The organism is Aromatoleum evansii (assembly GCF_045689615.1).
In the GTDB taxonomy this organism is placed as follows: domain Bacteria; phylum Pseudomonadota; class Gammaproteobacteria; order Burkholderiales; family Rhodocyclaceae; genus Aromatoleum; species Aromatoleum evansii.
In genome coordinates this window covers 2,725,932-2,742,121 of record NZ_CP141259.1, presented here as the reverse complement: position 1 = coordinate 2,742,121, position 16,190 = coordinate 2,725,932, and the positions used below count along the sequence as shown (strand labels likewise).

Annotated in this window: 13 protein-coding genes and 1 pseudogene; 4 read left to right on the top strand and 10 right to left on the bottom strand. The window is 64.0% G+C overall.

All coding sequences use genetic code 11. The features are described 5' to 3' along the window. Positions 1-62 precede the first annotated feature (62 nt). Positions 63-4,844, bottom strand: a complete 4,782-nt coding sequence (locus tag U5817_RS12920; protein ID WP_407277554.1) for an Eco57I restriction-modification methylase domain-containing protein — start codon at positions 4,842-4,844, stop codon at positions 63-65. A 700-nt stretch (positions 4,845-5,544) separates the two neighbouring features. Further along, entirely contained in the window at positions 5,545-6,222 is a 678-nt protein-coding gene (locus U5817_RS12915) for a GGDEF domain-containing protein (protein WP_407277553.1), read from the bottom strand. Between the two features lie 223 nt (positions 6,223-6,445). On the opposite strand from U5817_RS12915, the gene U5817_RS12910 reads away from it, so the two are divergent. Both U5817_RS12910 and U5817_RS12905 read left to right on the top strand, forming a co-directional pair. Next, complete coding sequence (locus tag U5817_RS12910; protein WP_407277552.1) at positions 6,446-6,799, top strand: ParB/Srx family N-terminal domain-containing protein; 354 nt, start codon at positions 6,446-6,448, stop codon at positions 6,797-6,799. Beyond that, on the top strand, positions 6,796-7,098 hold the full coding sequence (locus tag U5817_RS12905; RefSeq protein WP_407277551.1) for a hypothetical protein: 303 nt from the start codon (positions 6,796-6,798) through the stop codon (positions 7,096-7,098). The genes U5817_RS12910 and U5817_RS12905 overlap by 4 nt, the downstream gene beginning before the upstream one ends. Positions 7,099-7,338: 240 nt before the next feature. Here U5817_RS12905 and U5817_RS12900 read toward each other — a convergent pair whose 3' ends face one another. From U5817_RS12900 to U5817_RS12880, 5 genes are all read right to left on the bottom strand, one after another. After that, a complete protein-coding gene (locus U5817_RS12900; RefSeq protein ID WP_407277550.1) occupies positions 7,339-8,781 on the bottom strand; it encodes an SMODS domain-containing nucleotidyltransferase in 1,443 nt (480 codons plus the stop codon). Next, on the bottom strand, positions 8,778-9,713 hold the full coding sequence (locus U5817_RS12895) for an S-4TM family putative pore-forming effector (protein ID WP_407277549.1): 936 nt from the start codon (positions 9,711-9,713) through the stop codon (positions 8,778-8,780). The genes U5817_RS12900 and U5817_RS12895 overlap by 4 nt, the downstream gene beginning before the upstream one ends. 48 nt (positions 9,714-9,761) lie before the next feature. After that, entirely contained in the window at positions 9,762-10,013 is a 252-nt protein-coding gene (locus tag U5817_RS12890; RefSeq protein ID WP_407277548.1) for a hypothetical protein, read from the bottom strand. A 203-nt stretch (positions 10,014-10,216) separates the two neighbouring features. Continuing rightward, entirely contained in the window at positions 10,217-11,476 is a 1,260-nt protein-coding gene (locus U5817_RS12885) for a nucleotidyltransferase (protein WP_407277547.1), read from the bottom strand. A gap of 58 nt (positions 11,477-11,534) precedes the next feature. After that, complete coding sequence (locus U5817_RS12880) at positions 11,535-11,699, bottom strand: hypothetical protein (protein ID WP_012806116.1); 165 nt, start codon at positions 11,697-11,699, stop codon at positions 11,535-11,537. A gap of 172 nt (positions 11,700-11,871) precedes the next feature. Here U5817_RS12880 and U5817_RS12875 point away from each other — a divergent pair, with 172 nt between their 5' ends. Continuing rightward, complete coding sequence (locus U5817_RS12875) at positions 11,872-12,198, top strand: helix-turn-helix domain-containing protein (RefSeq protein WP_407277546.1); 327 nt, start codon at positions 11,872-11,874, stop codon at positions 12,196-12,198. Beyond that, complete coding sequence (locus tag U5817_RS12870; protein WP_407277545.1) at positions 12,195-13,061, top strand: ImmA/IrrE family metallo-endopeptidase; 867 nt, start codon at positions 12,195-12,197, stop codon at positions 13,059-13,061. Before U5817_RS12875 ends, U5817_RS12870 begins: the two co-directional genes overlap by 4 nt. 347 nt (positions 13,062-13,408) lie before the next feature. Here U5817_RS12870 and U5817_RS12865 read toward each other — a convergent pair. The 3 genes and pseudogenes from U5817_RS12865 to U5817_RS12855 all read right to left on the bottom strand — a co-directional run. After that, a pseudogene (locus tag U5817_RS12865) lies at positions 13,409-13,980 on the bottom strand (transposase); the annotation flags it as partial. A gap of 16 nt (positions 13,981-13,996) precedes the next feature. Then, positions 13,997-14,167: a tyrosine-type recombinase/integrase gene (locus tag U5817_RS12860; RefSeq protein ID WP_407277544.1), complete on the bottom strand. Its 171-nt coding sequence runs from the start codon at positions 14,165-14,167 to the stop codon at positions 13,997-13,999. A 248-nt stretch (positions 14,168-14,415) separates the two neighbouring features. After that, positions 14,416-15,603, bottom strand: coding sequence for an integrase domain-containing protein (locus U5817_RS12855; protein ID WP_407277543.1), 1,188 nt, complete (start codon positions 15,601-15,603; stop codon positions 14,416-14,418). Between the last annotated feature and the right edge of the window lie 587 nt (positions 15,604-16,190).

The following is a 16,190-nucleotide window of genomic DNA, read 5'->3' as shown; positions in this document are numbered from 1 at the left end:
ACATCGCCGCCTGCACCAAACAAAAAACCCCACAGCCGTTCGGCCATGGGGGTGAGTTCGACTTACGCCGCTTGCCGCACCTCTTCGGCATCGACGCTGGCGCTGCCCGCTTCGTCCTTGTCCAGGTCGAGTTGCCTGAGCAACTCGCGCTGCCGGACCAGCAGGTCGGTCAGGCGGCCTTCGTGCTCGAAGGGCCGGGCCAGTTCCAGCCGCAGGTCCTCCAGCCGTTTGCGGCGGGTCGCCAGCTGCGCTATGGCATCGGTGTGATGCTTGCCCACCGATTCCAGCCCGGCCAACAGGGCGGCCACCAGCGCCGGACCCGTTTGATAGGGCTCGGCGTTGTACAGGCAGTGCCCTGCCAGATAGAGGTTGGGCGTCTCCTCGCCGCGGGCCGCGAGGATGCCGAGGTCGAAGCCGCCAAACCGGCCGACGATCCGTTCGATCATCCGGCTGGCCGTGCGCACTTCCTCCTTGGCGGCCTTCACCAACCCGCGTAGCGCTTCGCCCACCGCATCGGGGCCCACGATCCTGCGTCCCGCCAGCTCCATGGCGATGCCTTGCATGGTCTGCGGCTCGATCCGGGCCGCATCCTGCGCGTACAGCGCGATCTTCTTCTCCAGCGCTTCGATCGTCATCGGCAGCCGGCCCACTTCGCTTTCGTTGGCGTAGCGCTGGTTGCGCCACACCGAGAACAGCGTCGAGAGCTTGGCCACCTCCGCGTCCACGCCGGCCTTCTCGATCACCAGCGGATTGCCCGACGCCAACGCCTTCACCTCGGCATAGGACAGCGCCGCCAGTTCCACATCCTCCAGCGACCGGATGCCTTGGTCGCCCTTCATCACCTGGGCGATGAAGCGCGCCTTGGTCTCCAGCGTTTGCCACATGTAGCTGTCGAAACTGCCTTCCGTCACATACCGGAAAATCTCCACCTCCTCGCACTCGTTGCCCTGGCGCAGGATGCGCCCCTCGCGCTGTTCGACGTCGCACGGACGCCACGGCGCATCGAGGTGATGCAGGGCCACCAGGCGCGTCTGCACGTTGGTGCCGACGCCCATCTTGGCGGTGGAGCCCAGCAGGATCCGCACCCGGCCCTCGCGCACTGCCTTGAACAGCGCCGCCTTCTGGGCATCCGTCTCGGCGTCATGGACGAAGGCGATCTCCTTGTCGGGGATTCCGGCCGCGATGAGCCGCGCCCGCAGGTCGTCATAGACGCTGAACCCCTTGACGCCCTTGGGGGACGACAGGTCGCAGAACACCAGCTGGCTGCCGCGGAAGTCCGCCGTGCGTTGCCAGATGGCGTAAACCTCCCGCACGCAGGCGGCCACCTTGCCGTTTTCGTCGAAGCGCGCCAGCGGCGCCACCAACCGGAAATCCAGCGCGGCCTTGCGGCCGTCCGTGGTGATCGCCAGCATGTTGTCGTCCTTCGGGTCGACCTCGCCGTTGCGGATGGCTTCCGCCCGCAACACCAGAGTCTGCACGAAGGCCTTCAGCGCGGGGCTCGCGGGACAGGCGACGGTGCGCGGCTTGCCGCCACGCAGCTTTGGCACCGGCAGGCCCAACATCTCTGCTGTGCGGATGTCGGCCACTTCGCCGAACACCGCCATCAGCTCGGGCACGTTGATGAAGCGCGCGAAGCGGGTGTGCATGCGGTAGCCACTGCCGTCCGGCGCGATCTCCAGCGCCGTGACGCTCTCGCCGAAGGTGGCGGCCCAGGCGTCGAACTGCTGCAGCCCGAGCGCCTCCAGCCGATTGGGCTGCAGGTACCGCATCATGGTGTGGATCTCGGCCATCGTATTGGCCACCGGCGTCGCCGTCGCGAACACCACCCCGCGCTGCGCGTGCCCATGGAGCTGCATCGTGTAGCGCGTCTTCAGGAACAAATCGAAGGCGCGCTCCGAACTCGTCAGCGGCAGACCCGCCACCCGCGTCATCTTGGTGAACCGGTAGAGGTTCTTGTGCAGGTGGGCTTCGTCCACGAACAGGGCGTCGATGCCCAGCTGTTCCCAACTGAGCAGCTCGTCCTTCTTCTGGTCGGCCAGCAGCTTCTCCAGCCGCGCCGCCCAGCTCTTCTTCATCGCCTCGAGTTGCTTGACGATCCGGTTGGACCGGTCGTTGCTCTTCTCGGCGCGTACCGCCATCTCTATTTCATGGATGATCTCCTTGATGAATCGCTCGCTGAATTGCGGTGACATCCGGATGCGCTCGAAGCTCGAGTGCGTGATGACTACCGCGTCCCAACCGCCCGTGGCGATGCGCGACACCAGCTCGCGCCGGCGGTCGCCTTCCAGGTCTTCCTTGCTCGCCATCAGCACCGACGCGTTCGGATAGAGCCGGACGAACTCCGCCGTGTACTGGGCCAGCATGTGGTTGGGGACCACATGGCAGGGCTTGTTGACGAAACCCAGCCGGCGCAGCTCCATGCCGGCGATGACGCACACCGCCGTCTTGCCGGCGCCGACCACGTGGAAAAGCCCGGTGTTGCCGGACTGCACGATGCGCCACACGGAATCCAACTGGTGCGGATGCAGCTCGAAGCAGCGGGAGAATCCTGGCAGCTTCAGGTGCGAGCCGTCGAAGCGGCGCGGCCGCGTGGCATTGAACAGGTCGTTGTAGATGCGGCACAGCTTCTCGCGGCGCCCGGTGTCCTCGAAGGCCCAGACGGCGAACCGCTCCTTGATCAGGCCCAGCTTCTCCCTGGCCGCCAGCGTCTCGTCGGGATTGACGAAGTACTTGTCGGTCAGGGGATCGCGGTCCCGGACGGTGGGCACCTGGACGTTGAGCGCGCACTGAACCAGTTCGATCGCGTTCATGCGTGAGGTGCCGAATTCCTGCGTTACCTTCACGTTCTGCCGCGCTTCCCACTCGCCGTACTTCACCGACCAGGCGCCGGCCTCGGCCGAATACGCCACATGGCAGTCCTTGAGTTCCAGGACCTGCTGGATGAATGCCTCGACATCGAGGGCCGGAATCCACACCGCGCCCAGACGCGGCTCGATGGCTGCCGGTTCCAGGTCCGCGGGCTGCACCTGTTCCAGCGCGGCGCTGTTGCGCCGGTAGGCTTCTCCTGAGAGTACCGCCTGCTTGAGCTTCGCTTTCACGTTGCCTGACAGGTAGTCGTCGGCGGTCTTCCAGTGCCCGTCGGCGGGGTCGAGGAAAATGTGGCCGGCCTCGGCCAAGGCCGCCAGCACCGCCGCTTCGGGGGCGGCCAGCAGCCCGGCCATATAGGCCGGATCGACCCGGCCGCGCCACTGGACGGACGCGGCCAGCGCTTCGGCCGGTTCGCCCGCCGTACTGGGCTCCACCACCCGGGTGAGCGTGCGCCGCGAAAACAGCGCCGCCTTGCGGGCCGTCTCGGACTCCTCGTCGTAATGCTCCAGCGACAGGAGCAGCGGATAGTCGGGGTCGCGCCGGAATGCCAGCGCGTTGGCGCGGGTGGACAGGCAACCGTATTTCGCGACGTAGCGGTCGTAGGACCCGTTGAGCATAGCCCGCAGGTGGCCCAGCCGGCCGTCGCTCTCGTCCGCCAGTTGCGCGTCGAGCAGCGCCCGGGCGTGGTCGCGAATGGCGCACATCCCGGTGATGCGGGCGCGCTGCGTGGCGTTGAGCCGGTCATGGATATCGACCATCTCGCCGGCTTCGACCTGATGCACCCGCCCCTGGTGGAGACGGTAGCTGCCGGGCCGGGCGCCGGCTTCGGCCGAGACCACCACCCGCAAGGGCGCAGCCTGATGGACGATCGGGTGGTAGACGCCGGCCGGCAGCAAGGCGATGCGCTCTTGCAGAGCCGCTTCCAGGTTCCCCTCGAACACGGCGACCGGCACTTCCTCATAGCCGTTGCTCTCGCGACGGATACGGCCGATGCAAAACTGCGGACGCTCGGCGTACCAGGCGTTGATCGGCAGGTAGCGCTCGTAGCACTGAGGATGCCGGAGACTATCGGGCACCGCCCCCAGCTTCAGCCAGTCCGCATCGACAGCCTCGGCCCGCTGCCGCTTGCGCAGGAACAGGATGTCGGTCTGCACATCGGTGGCGGCGATCCCGGCGAAGGTGCCCTTGGGGAGCCGGATGGCGCCCAGCAGGTGAGCCTGGGCAGCAATGTACTCGCGCACCGCGTCGTACTGGGCATCCAGCGTGTGGCTGCTGGTGATGAAGCACACCAGCCCGCCGGGGCGCACCAGGTCGAGGGCGCGGCCGAAGAAATAGTTGTGGATGCTGAAACGGGCATAGGCCCGGTTGCTCACGTCGGCGACTTTGTACTTGCCGAAGGGGACGTTGCCGATCACCAGGTCGAACCAGTGGTCGGGGAGGGCGGTTTTCTCGAAAGGGGCAATCCGCACGTCCACGCCGCCGGGCGCGTAGAGCGCCTGGAGGATGCGGCCGGAAACCCGGTCGATCTCAACGGCCGTGACGCTGCTGCGCGCGGCCATATCCCGCGGCATGGCGCCGATGAAATGGCCGATGCCGGCGGCGGGCTCCAGAATGCGTCCGCCGGTGAAGCCGAAGCGTGCCACCGCCTGCCAGATGGCCTCGATCACGTGGATCTCGGTGTAGTGGCTGTTGTTGACGGAGGCGCGCGCCGATTCGTAGTCCTCGGCACCGACCATCGCCTGCAGGCGACGGGCGCGTCCGGCCCAGGCGAGATCCTCGGTTTCGAGGTTGAAGCTGGCAGGCAGGCCGCCCCAGCCGGTGTAGCGCAGCAGGACTTGGCGCTCCTCTGCGCTGGCTGGGCGGTTCTCGGCTTCGATCTGCCGCAACTGGTCGATTGCCGCCAGATTGGCTTCGAATTTCGCTACGGCGCCGCCCAGATCATCGAGGTCGGCACGACCCAGGGTGGGCCAGACCACACGCGATGCCGTCGCTACGCTGCCGACGACGCGCCAGCTTGCCCTGGGGGCGATGGGCGCCGGCGACGTTTCGCTCGTCCCTGGATCGGACGGAGCAACGTCCTCATCGGCGGAGCAAGAGAGCCGGCCTATGGGAAAGGAAAAGGTCGGCCTTGCCACGGGAGGCAGGCCGGGAAGCACAGGACCGTCCGGGTCGAAGCCGGGCAGCCACAGGGAAGGCGCGGTAGGACGTGCCATCGGTGTGTTCTCCATGGAATGCGGGAACACACCCCCCACCCGGGGAGACATGCTCCCCAGGTGGGAATGACAAGCGGATCGCGATGGATCCGCTACGGCGACGCGAGGCGGTTCAGCCTGATGCTGGACTCGCGGCGGCAAGTCGTTGCTGCCGGTACTCTGAAGGCGGGTGACGACCGCAACGCCGAATGGATCGGAGCGCTCGAAGGCGCGCGTTGGCCGAAGCCAGATGCACGGTCAGTGTGCCGCGCGGCGCGCCGTTTTGCGCACGGGACCGCCATTTGCCTGCGAAAAGCCGAGCGGAGCGGGGAGCTTGTGGATGGCGATGGATGGGCCAGCGCTGCGCGAACGCCGAGGGCGAGCCCTGATGCACCTCCAACTATCAGGCTGGCCCCGACCATGGCTACGAGGGGGCGCCGACTACATCAGCATCTGGTGGGTCGCGCGGCCGAAGACCCCAATCTCAATCGCCTTCCCGGGTATCGGCGTTGGTTGGAGTGCATGCTGAAGTGATTTGTTGACCGCACGCATTCGCAGTTGCCCTGTCCACCGACCGAGCGGGCCGAACGCCCAGAATGACCGTCGCCTTGCCCTGCCGCTTCGCATCGAGCAAGGCGGCGTCGGCGCGCTCCAAGGCCTGCGCCAGCGATTCGTCGGCATGGCGCTCGGCAATGCCCGCGGAGAACCGCAGGAAGACGGTGCTGCCAGAGGCCGGGAGCGGCGTAACGGCGAGCGCATCCCGCAGACGTTCCAGCATCTTTCGTGCGTCGCTCCCACTGCAGTTCGAGAGGATCAAGGCGAACTCGTCGCCGCCCAACCGGGCGATGGTGTCGGTCGGGCGCATATGGCGGCGCAGCGTGGCGGCGAAATGAATCAGCGCGGCATCGCCCACCGGATGGCCATGCCGGTCGTTGATTGCCTTGAAGCCGTCCAAATCGACCATCACGCAGCAGGCCGACGCGTCCTTCACACCGCCGCCGGCCCATTGGTCGCAGGCGCGCCGGAATCCGCGACGGTTCAAAAGTGGGGTGAGGTCGTCCTGGTGGAGCAGGTGCTGTGCTTGTTGCAGCGCCTGTTCCAGGGCAACGATCTGTTGCCTAGCGGCCAACCGGCGATGTCGTCGCTGGGAACTGGAGCGCATGAAGGACCTGTGCCGCGTTAAAGGGAGGACCACAGCATAGGGAGCGGCGTCGGAGATACCCAGCGGGAACGGGCGGATTGTCGGCGCCATTTCGAGATCACGCGCGACGGGCCCTTCGATTCAAGACGCGAGGACGGAAGGCTTGAAGGGCAGGGGGCGGGTGAGATTCTGAACCTATGGACATGCCCATCGGCGTGCCCCTTTCAACCGTTCAGGAGCCCTCGTGAAACTCTCCAAAGCCGAAGTCGACGCGATCATCGCGGCGTCGCCCCGTACCTTCGTTCCCTTCAACAAGCTGGTCCTCTCGGAGGACTATCAGGCGCGCACCGGCGGCAGCACGCCGAAGCTGAGCATCGCCGAACTCGCGTCCTCGATCAAGGAAAGCGGAGTACTGCAAAACCTCGTGGTCGTGGAAGGCGCACGCGGCCGCTACGAAGTCTGCGCCGGTGGCCGTCGCCTCGAAGCGCTGGCCCTACTCGTGAGCAGGAACGACATCGCGGACAACTACCCCGTCCCGGTGCTGATCGTCCCCGCCGACAAGGCGCTGATCGCCAGTCTCGCCGAGAACTGGACATGACGAAGTGGTGGAGAGCCACTGGGCCGACCTACTTCAACCATGTCTGGAAGGCGCGCATCCTGGAGGTCGTGACCGAAGCGGCAGGGGCCAATGCGGCCAGCCCGCTGCAAGCGCTCAAGAAGGAAGCGGCCGTGTCCGGAGCCGAACAGGCGCTGGCTGGCGTGGCGTGGTTACCGGGAGTGTTGCGGAATCGGGAGCCGGCTCATGCCGACGCGGCATCGGATGAGACAGGACCCGGCGCCATACCTATGGCTGGTGATGATGTACCGGCCGCGGCAGAAGCCGTCGAGGTGGCATAGACGAGCTGCCTATTCCAGAGATATTGACCGAGCAGCCCGCCGACGTGACCACGCGGGACGGATGATCGTGATCACTGGTTGCCGGGCCAGTAGCGGCCATCGAGTTGCCACCCGGCATGACAGCTCCAGACTGATTGCGGACATTCTGCCGTTGTACCCTGCTTGGTGCAGTGATCACTGATCAGACATTGCGTACGCCCACACACGACATCAAACACGCGCAACCGCACTCCACCACCACTATTCGATGACTACATAGAACGGCTCGCTTTTTCCAAGAAGGACGTCGTCGGTTTTGCGAATCAGGAAGGCCTCCACCATGTGAACCCCGCGGTATGACAACTGCTCCCAGCGTACCCCCGGACCATCCGATCGGTAGTAGTCGCCTCGAAGGGCATTGGCACGACGTGCGACTTCGTCCGTGTTCGTCACACGCCATTCGACCTTGTAGGTATCCGGGAACGGAAGCCCCTGATTGTTGATGGCGTTGAAACGCACCCAATACCCAGGCGTCGAAGGATCCAGGCTGCGAAGCGTATGGAGGTGCTGTCCGTAGCGCGCCGTCCACAACTGCGCGCCGACATTCACGGTCAGGCGAGTACCAGGTACGTTGCGCCATCGGGGGCGGCGCATGTGCGGCAGCCGATCAAAGCCGCTGGGCAACGCCGCCCGGCCGATCTTTTTCACCAGCGCGACTAGGTCGCCAACGCCCTCCAACAACGGCGTTCCCCTGACCACTGCCAGCGCCGCTTCGCTGACCTTGCTCGCCCTTTCCTCAGCTTCTCGAACCGCAAAGTCGTCACCAAAGACACGCTGCCACTTGCCGATGCTCTCCTCCTTGTTCGGCTCGTCATATGCGTCATCGATCCAGCCGCGGTACAGGTTGACCTTCGCTCGGAAGTTGCTGTATTTCGTGTCGTCCCAGGCGTTGCTCTGAATTTCTTCGAAGAGTACGGGGTTGCGTACCGTCGGCTTGCCTGGGTTCGCCTGCAGCCAGTCGTCAAGACGGTCGATCAGCGTTTTCAGTGTCGTGGGGACATCGGCAAAACCAGGAGTCCCCTTGTCCGATGCATAGACCTGCATTCCTAACAGCGTCGTCAGCAGAAAGGACGGGCAAGTGAAGTTCGTCTTGATGTCCCGCAGATATTTCAGCAGGCGGGTCGCCTTGCGAAAATTGTTGCTCCCGCTGATGGCATTGCGTTCGATCAGCCAGTCCGTGTAATCCAGCGGGTTGGACTTCTCGAAAGAGTTGGTGTTGCGGTTACACACCTCCCAGACGCCCGTCTGAAGACGCTCCTTCACGCAGGGCGCCACGTCGATCTTGCGCTCGCCGGCGTACTCGATGGTGATGCAGTGCGAGTACCGACGGATCTTGTCCTTGTACAAACCGAGCTTTCCCATCTCGGCATACAGTTCGTTGATGTAGTCTTTCGCTTCCCAGCCTGTGACGGGCTTCACGTATACCAGTAGGTCTGCATCGAACGGATCCCCGGACAGAGGTTTGATGATGGTCTTGTGCGCCCACGACCCTTGTGCCGCGAATCCGACGATCGTGGGCTTCCAGTCCAGCCCTCTCACCGCGGTCTTGATGGCCTCAATGCTGTTTTCGAGCTGGCCAAACCGTGTGCTGTTGAGGTTGACCGTGTCGACCAAGAAGGTGTTGAAGTCCTGGATCAGCTTCATTTTTCATCCCCTTTTGCAGCCATGGCCATTGGCGCCGGTGCCATTCGCAGTTGGTCGGCGAGTTCCTGAGCGCCAGCATTCATGCGCTCCTCCATCCGGCTGCGCAGTCGGTTGTAGATCCAGTCGAAGATCAGCGGGCTGGAAACGCGATGGTTGTAGATGGCATCCTGCAACTCACGCGACCGCATGCTGATTTCTTGCTCCGTTGCCCCTGCGCGTGACTTGTCGAAGAGCTTTTTCACATCCTCGTTCAAGCGGTCCAGCAATTCGCAAGTCGCCGCGTGCCGATTGCGCTCTCGCAGTGCCCAGATCATCACGGGTGTCATCGGGGCCAACGTCGACAGGACGAACGAGGTCATGGTGGTGTCGATCCACAGGGAGCCCACTCCGACAAAAAACATGAGCGCAACGGCACCGAACAGCAAAACCATTCGGTAGCGCTTTCTCAACGCGCTGTCGTACCAGATATTGGTGCGCTGGCACACGAGTCTGGCCAGGTGAAGCGGCAGGGCATTGACGGTCAGTGGGTACCAATCCAGCAGACGTTTCTCGTCTTTCGCGCTGAGTGTTCTACAGGCATCCTCGAACACTTGTTCAGGGTCGACCCGACTGCCGGCCAGAAATGCGTTCCAGTCCATTCCCAGCAACGTGCAATCGAAGTCCTCCTGCAGCTTGGCAGCAGTCTTGAGTTGCGTTCTGAGCCAGGGGTCGAAGAACAGCACTTCCGAGTAGCTGAAGGTCAAGGCAAAGAGCGCGATGAACGGCTTCGACGCTGGAAACAGCGCCGCTGCTGCGAGCCCCACGAACGGCAGCCCCAGCGAGATCACCAGCCCGATAGCCTGGTAGTTCTTGGCGCGCCGGTAGATCAGCGTCCGGGCGCGCAACAGGTTCAGCATTCTCGGCTGAACCTGCTTCTTGTCGATTTCATTCATCTCATTTCCCTGTTATGTTGTCGCGGTCTCCTTAGCCACCGACATTCCTCATGCCCAGCGCTTCACGCGCATGCGAGGATGTTCACCCCCGCCAGACCAGGCGCCTGTTGCGAGCCAGTCCTCGAAGTACCCCAGCCATTCCGAAGTCCAGGGTATGTAGGTCTCCGACAGCTTCATCTGCGGCAGCCATTCGCGCTGCTTGGGCCACCACAGACACAGCTTGGTGCCTGACCCCTTGCTGGGATAGATATGAGGCAGTGCTTCTTCGTCCGCCAGGGTCTTCAAGTCGGGATCCAGCACGAACATCTCCGGTGGCCGGGCGTCTGGCGTCAAACGAAGTTCGCACGTATAGATCCGGCCGAACTCGCTGGGCGCCAGGCGAAACCGGTAGTGCAAGGCGCGGCCCGAGAAAAACACAAGTCGCGCACCGTCGAGAGGCAACGCGCGTAGCTCCCATGCCCGCTGGGCCAAGGTAGGGGTCGGAGTAGTGGGATAGCGCGTCATCAACGCCCGAAATAGGTGTGCGAACGCGCCGGGACGCTGATCGGCGCAGCGGCCACCGAAGAAATCAACGTCACCCGGCCGGCAGCGCGGCTGACGCTTTGGCGCTCTGCTTGGGCCTGCTGAATGGCTCCGGCGCTGCGGGGCCCGAAAGCGGCTTCCAGGGCCTTGAGCAGCACGTCCATACCTTCATGGTGTTCGATCGCATGCAAGATGCGCTTCAGGTCGCTGATCAGCCGTCGGTGCCAGAAAAAGAATGCCTCCTGCCGCGCTGGCGAATTCATGCTCGCTGCGAGGTTGTCCTTCGGCGCCGACGGGTTGGGCAAGACCCATTGTTCGGAGCCATCGGGCCGCGAGATGCGCTCGAAATGCAGCGGCATGCGCTCGACGATATCGAGCAGCAGTTCCAGGGGACTTTCATGCGGTTGTGGCGCCTCCACCGCGTAGGCCATGGCAGCCAGCGTTGTCAGGAAGACTGACGTCGGCGCCATGTCCTGGCCGACCTGCACGACGCCAAATCCCACATTGCGATGCAGCTTCAACAGCTGAACCAAGCGGCACAGGAGCCGGTCGAACACCTCCTGTGCGTCCGGCAAAGGGGTGACGTCCGCACGCGTCACGGAGTCCATCGCCTCCGAGAACCTCAGAGCAGCCGTGAAATTCGGAGAGATGGCGGCCGCCAGATCGAAGTGCTTCGCGTAGCCACGCGGGTTCGTCGAGTCGAAACGCCGAAGTTCGCGATCGGGGATGAGCCCATGCGTGTCTCCGAACGGCGCCGCGAGCAGCGGCGCATCGATAACAGGCGCGATGTCGGCGCACATGCCTTCTGCATACTCAAGCGTCGCGCAACGTTCCCAGCGATGCAACTGCAGCCCGTGCGCCTCGGCGTAGCGAGACAGCGCCCCGTGTAAACGATCGAGCAGCAAGGCCGGACCGCGGTCGCCTTCGTATTTGCGGCGAGCCTCTGGCGTGAGCCGGGCGATCAAGTCGATGTCGAAGCCCTCCCGTGAGCCATCCCGTGGCCGCACGATGGTGCCCAGCTGGCGAGAGCCGTGCGCATGGATCTGGATCAGATCGCCATGGAACTCGGAGCAGGCCGAAAGAAATTCGCCGGTGCTGTTATATGAGCGTTCCAGCGCCGCCAACTGGGTCGGCGTTGGCTCGTGGGCCCGGGCGATGGCATCCACCAAGTGGAAGAAACGGGCGGACGACCGCGTCGAGATGCGGGGTCGTTGGGGAAGAGTCACAGGTTCGCGGATCACGGGGTTCCTTAAGGTTGTTGTCCTTCTTTGTTGCCGCTACACCTGGACTCGTCACAGCTCAGCGCTTGTGCTTGGTGGGATCCACCAGCGTGTAGCCTTGACCCGGCCTCGGCGTGGGGGGCAAGGGCTTGCCCTTCACCCCGGTCACTTCATTCCCCGTACCCGGGTTCTTGTACTGACCGGACCTCGGTGCCGGCGTGCCGGGCTTCAATATCTTGCTCATGGTCATCCCCTTTCAGGATTGGTTGGTTGCGACATTCCGCCCAGTGGCCTCTCCCCGGCAGGCTGTGTTACCAAATCGAGGTTGCGCATTAAGTTCGGAAGAACCACAATAAAAAGTGTGGACTCCCGAACTTCCGGAGTCAAGTACTTTTTTTATCGGAAATCCGAACTAGATGCCAACATTGGGTGAAAAGGTCCGCGCACTGCGGAAGAAGGCAGGCCTGACTCTGGAGCAGTTCGCCGAGCAGATCGGCGCGTCCAAGTCATCGGTGTGGGAACTGGAAAACAAGGAAAAGGCCCGCCCCTCCGCAGACCGGATCCACGAGGTGGCGAAGGTCCTAGGCGTGACGCCCGAGTTCCTGATGAACGATGACGTCGCCGAACCCTCGATCGACGTGGCCGACGAGGCCTTTTTCCGCAAATACCAGTCGCTGGACAACGGGGTGAAGCAGCAACTGCAGGAGATCCTCAACGTCCTCGACAAGAAGGCCGGATCTTGATCGAGCCTCTCTCTCCCGCGCGCGAGGCGATCAAGCTGGCGCAGCTATGGCGCGCCGTCCATGGCCTCACGTTTCCGATCAATGCCGGAGCGCTGGCACAGGAGTGGTCCAGAAACGTAGCGCCGGAGGCTCCCATCGGGGAGTTGCACGCCGAAGAGCTGAAAGGCTTCGAGGGCGGACTGTTCTGGCTGAAGGAGAGAAAAGTCTGGGCGCTGCTGTACCACCCGCACCCGGACGTGCCTGGCCGCTCCAATTTCACGGTGGCGCATGAGTTCGGGCACTACGTTCTGCACCGCAAGTTGAAGGAAGCGTTCCAGTGCTCCCAAAACGCCACCCTGGGAATTACGGGCGCGAGGATCGAACGCGAAGCGGATCAGTTCGCCTCGTATCTGCTCATGCCCATCGACGACTACACCCATCAGGTGCGGGGGCGTCGAATCACTCTCGATCTTCTGGGCGAGTGCGCTGACCGCTACGGAGTCTCGCTCACCGCTGCGATCCTCAAGTGGTTGGAGTTTACCGACCAAGCAGCGGTCGCGGTCATGGGGCGCGAGGGAATGCTGCACTGGTGGAAGGCCAGTGGCAGCGCGAAGAAATACGCGTTCGGCATGCTCCAAGAGGGCATGGAGCTTCCTTCCGACTCTCTTGCCGTGAATCCCGGCATAGCGGTTTCAATGGCCGACTACCGCTCGGGTGTCGAACAGCCCGAAGGCGTCTGGCCCATGAAGCTGCCAGTGCGCGAGATGGCGGTCCTCTCCGATCGATATGACATGTCTATCTCCCTGCTGATCCTCGATACGCCAGGAGCGGAGCATCCAGACGCGCCGGACGAAGACATGACGACTACGCCGCCCACGTTCTGAGATCCGACCCAAGCGGAAGCCAAGAGCCTCTGCTGTAGCAGGTATTCGTCGCTACGCCTGATCTTCGCATTTCGCGGTTGACACCAGGCGGTCAATAGAGGAAAGGGCTGCTTTCCCCGCTAAGCTCTCATCGGAATGAATCAGCCGAACTTCCGCTTCGGTCTAGAGTTGTTCGACGCCTGCCCCTCCCGCGCAACGATCGATGGCCTGCCCCGGGCCGGACGGGCAGGCGTTGGACAAAGCTTCAGGGAGGAAACCGCGAAACGAGGCGAGACCGCTCAGGCGGGGCGAGGCGCTATGGGCTTGAGCACCGCCCGTCGCGCAGGTACGCCATATGCATTGCGCTCCATGGTCTTGTGGCGGGTGCGCCCTTTGGCGCGGTAGTCCTTCCGGCGGAAGGAGACGCTGCCGGCGTCGAGCGACACCAGGCGACTGTTCGAGATCGCTACCCGATGGGGGTAGCGCGACAGATAGGTGAGCAGCACCTCGGGGCCGGTGAAGGGCCGCTTGGCATGCACGACCTACTCGCAGGTGCGCAGCGGTGCGAGCCAGCGGAGGAACGCGGCGGGCAAGGGAGGCGAACTCGCCGAAGAAGCACAGTGATGCGCCTTCGCCAGCTCTTCCAGGAGGCGCCGCCGGAACAGGCGCGAGAGCACTCTGACCGGCAAGAAGAAGCCCCGCCGGCAGGCATCCAGCGCTGACCGTCGGCCGCCAGGTAGCGCCCGGGAACGATGTTGTGCACGCGCGGGTGGTGCAAAATTGCCGAGCCCCACGTGTGCAGCACGAGCGTGGCGCCAACCGTCGCGCCGAGGTGTTTCGGATCGGCCGCGATCGTGAGCAGCGTCTCGGCGGCAACCTCGAACAGAAGCCGATGGACGAGCGCCTTGCTACTGTAGGCCAGTGCGACCCCCAGTGCGGGGCGTACCACGATGCGCCTACACTGGCTGCAGCGTCTCCAGCGGACTGACGACTTCGTGCAGCAGGTCGGTGGCGACCTGGGTGTAGATCACCGTGGTGTCGAGCTTCTTGTAACCGAGCAGTGCCTGGATGATGCGGATGTCAACCTTCTGTTCGAGCAGGTGTGTCGCTACACCAAGAGCAGGCACTTGCTGCAAAGTCGCGTCTCTCTGGAGATCATCCGCGACTTCCTCGGGCACGTGGACGTGAAGATCACGCAGATCTACGCCCGGGCCAACCTTGAGATGAAGCGCAGGGCCCTCGAGAAGGTGGCCGACGACACCCCGTTGCCCAGCTTGCCGTCGTGGCAGCAGAACAGACGCTGCTGGACTGCCTGCACTCCCTGTAGCCCCTTGAAGAGGCTGAGGCCGAATCGTGGCCTGGGGCCACTCGAAAATCATGCCGAGCCTGAGCCGCCAGACTCCACTCCGGGTGGCCTCTTCTGCGGTTTGCTGCGCATAACTGCTGACGAACCTAAATATGCGCCAGAGGCCCTGATCCTCCCGTGGCCTGCCATTTCGGCGACGGCCTGACGCGCAGCGTGGTCCAGGTCGGTGGGGAGGGGGCCTCCGCCGCGCACCGGCGGAGCCTCGCCATCGGTTTCATCGCCAAAGCGCCGGATCAGCGCTTCGTGGCGCAGCCCATGGGCGGTGATTCCGCGCTCGCTCGACGTGATGCCGAATTTTTCCATCACATAGTCGAAACGGCGCAGGTTGCGCTTCAAGTCATGCCGAGGGTCGCCAAGGTGCGCGTCCTCGCCTTCCGCCACGGCACGGGCGTAGTCAAGGGCGGCCATGCCGGCTGCGCTGTCCAGCGCCACAAACCGTAGCCGTCCGCCCTTACTGCCCTCCTTGATCCGCAGGTAGTGGTCCGCCCGCCGCTCGTCAGGCGACAGGCCGGTGGCCTCAAAGGGCACGACACACCGGTGCGGCCGGATCATCACCGATTCCTTGCGCCGCAGCCCGAAGGCCTGGATCAGGCGCAGCGAGGCGCCGACATAGCGGTCGTAGGCGCAAACCTGCTCGATTAGCGCGTCGATATCGACACCCTGGCCCGACCAGCTCTTGTCGCGCTGCGCATATTCGTGCCGCTGGTACTCCTCGGTACTCAGCCCGTAATCGGCCGGTTTGCGGATGAAGCCGGGCTTGCCCAACCACATCGCCAGGCCGCGCAGGAAGCTGAGGTAGGTCTGGATGGTGGCCGGCGCGAGCTTCTCCTCCTGCCAGATCTTCACCATTGCCTGGATGTGCCGTTCGCCAAGGTTGCGTGGGTCGGGCAGGGTCTTGAAGCCGGCCTTCGTTTTGAGGTCGCGGAAGAAGCGGCGCAGGAAGTCGGCGCGCTCCTGCCGGGTCTTGTGCGAGACCGTCTTGTCGAGCGAGGTGTGCAGGCTATTGAAGAGTCCGAGCAGCACCTCGAGCACCTTCATGGGGTCGGCCTTGCCGGGTTTGTAGCGGACGAGGATGGCCGCAGGCGGCAGATTGGCCTGGGCATGATCGCGGGTGGGCTGCAGCGGGGCGGCACGGCCCAGCCCGGCAGTGCCTTGAACGCGGCGGCGGGTGGATGACGTGGGATTGGCAGTGGACATGGCTTTCCTTCGAATGAACGCCGTGCGGCCGTCCCGGCGGCGCACAGCACAGCAATGGATGGAATCCCCGCATGGCGGGCGAGACGGATTCCGGAGTCTGGCCCGACCGTGGTTGCGGCAGTTCAGCGCAGCACGTAACCACGGACGTTGCTGCACCTACCCAAGGATTTGCCGATGGCCTACGTGCAAGCGCAGGTATCGGCTCGGTCGGTCGTAAAAATGAAACGGTGATCCGTCCCACTCACGCATTTCTGCGCTCGCGAGCTTGGGGATGCCGCCGCGCCTCTGGGGCATGGCACGACATCGGCACGCCGGTCGAGCCGGGTGCTACCGGTGGATCAGTCCTCGATTCGTATCGTCAGCCACCTGCATGGGTCCGCCCCTGACCGAAAGTCCAGGGCGGTGCCAGGTTGACGAGCGAAGACACACGGGGAGCCCATCAGGGGCAAGCACGACCGTGTGCGGCGCAGGATGCGCATGCTCGAAGGATGACGGGAACAGCGGGACGGCATCGGGTGCCGTCCGGACCATTTGCTCAAGGCATCGGCGCGTCCTCGAGGGAACGCCCAGCGGACAACGCTGGCAAG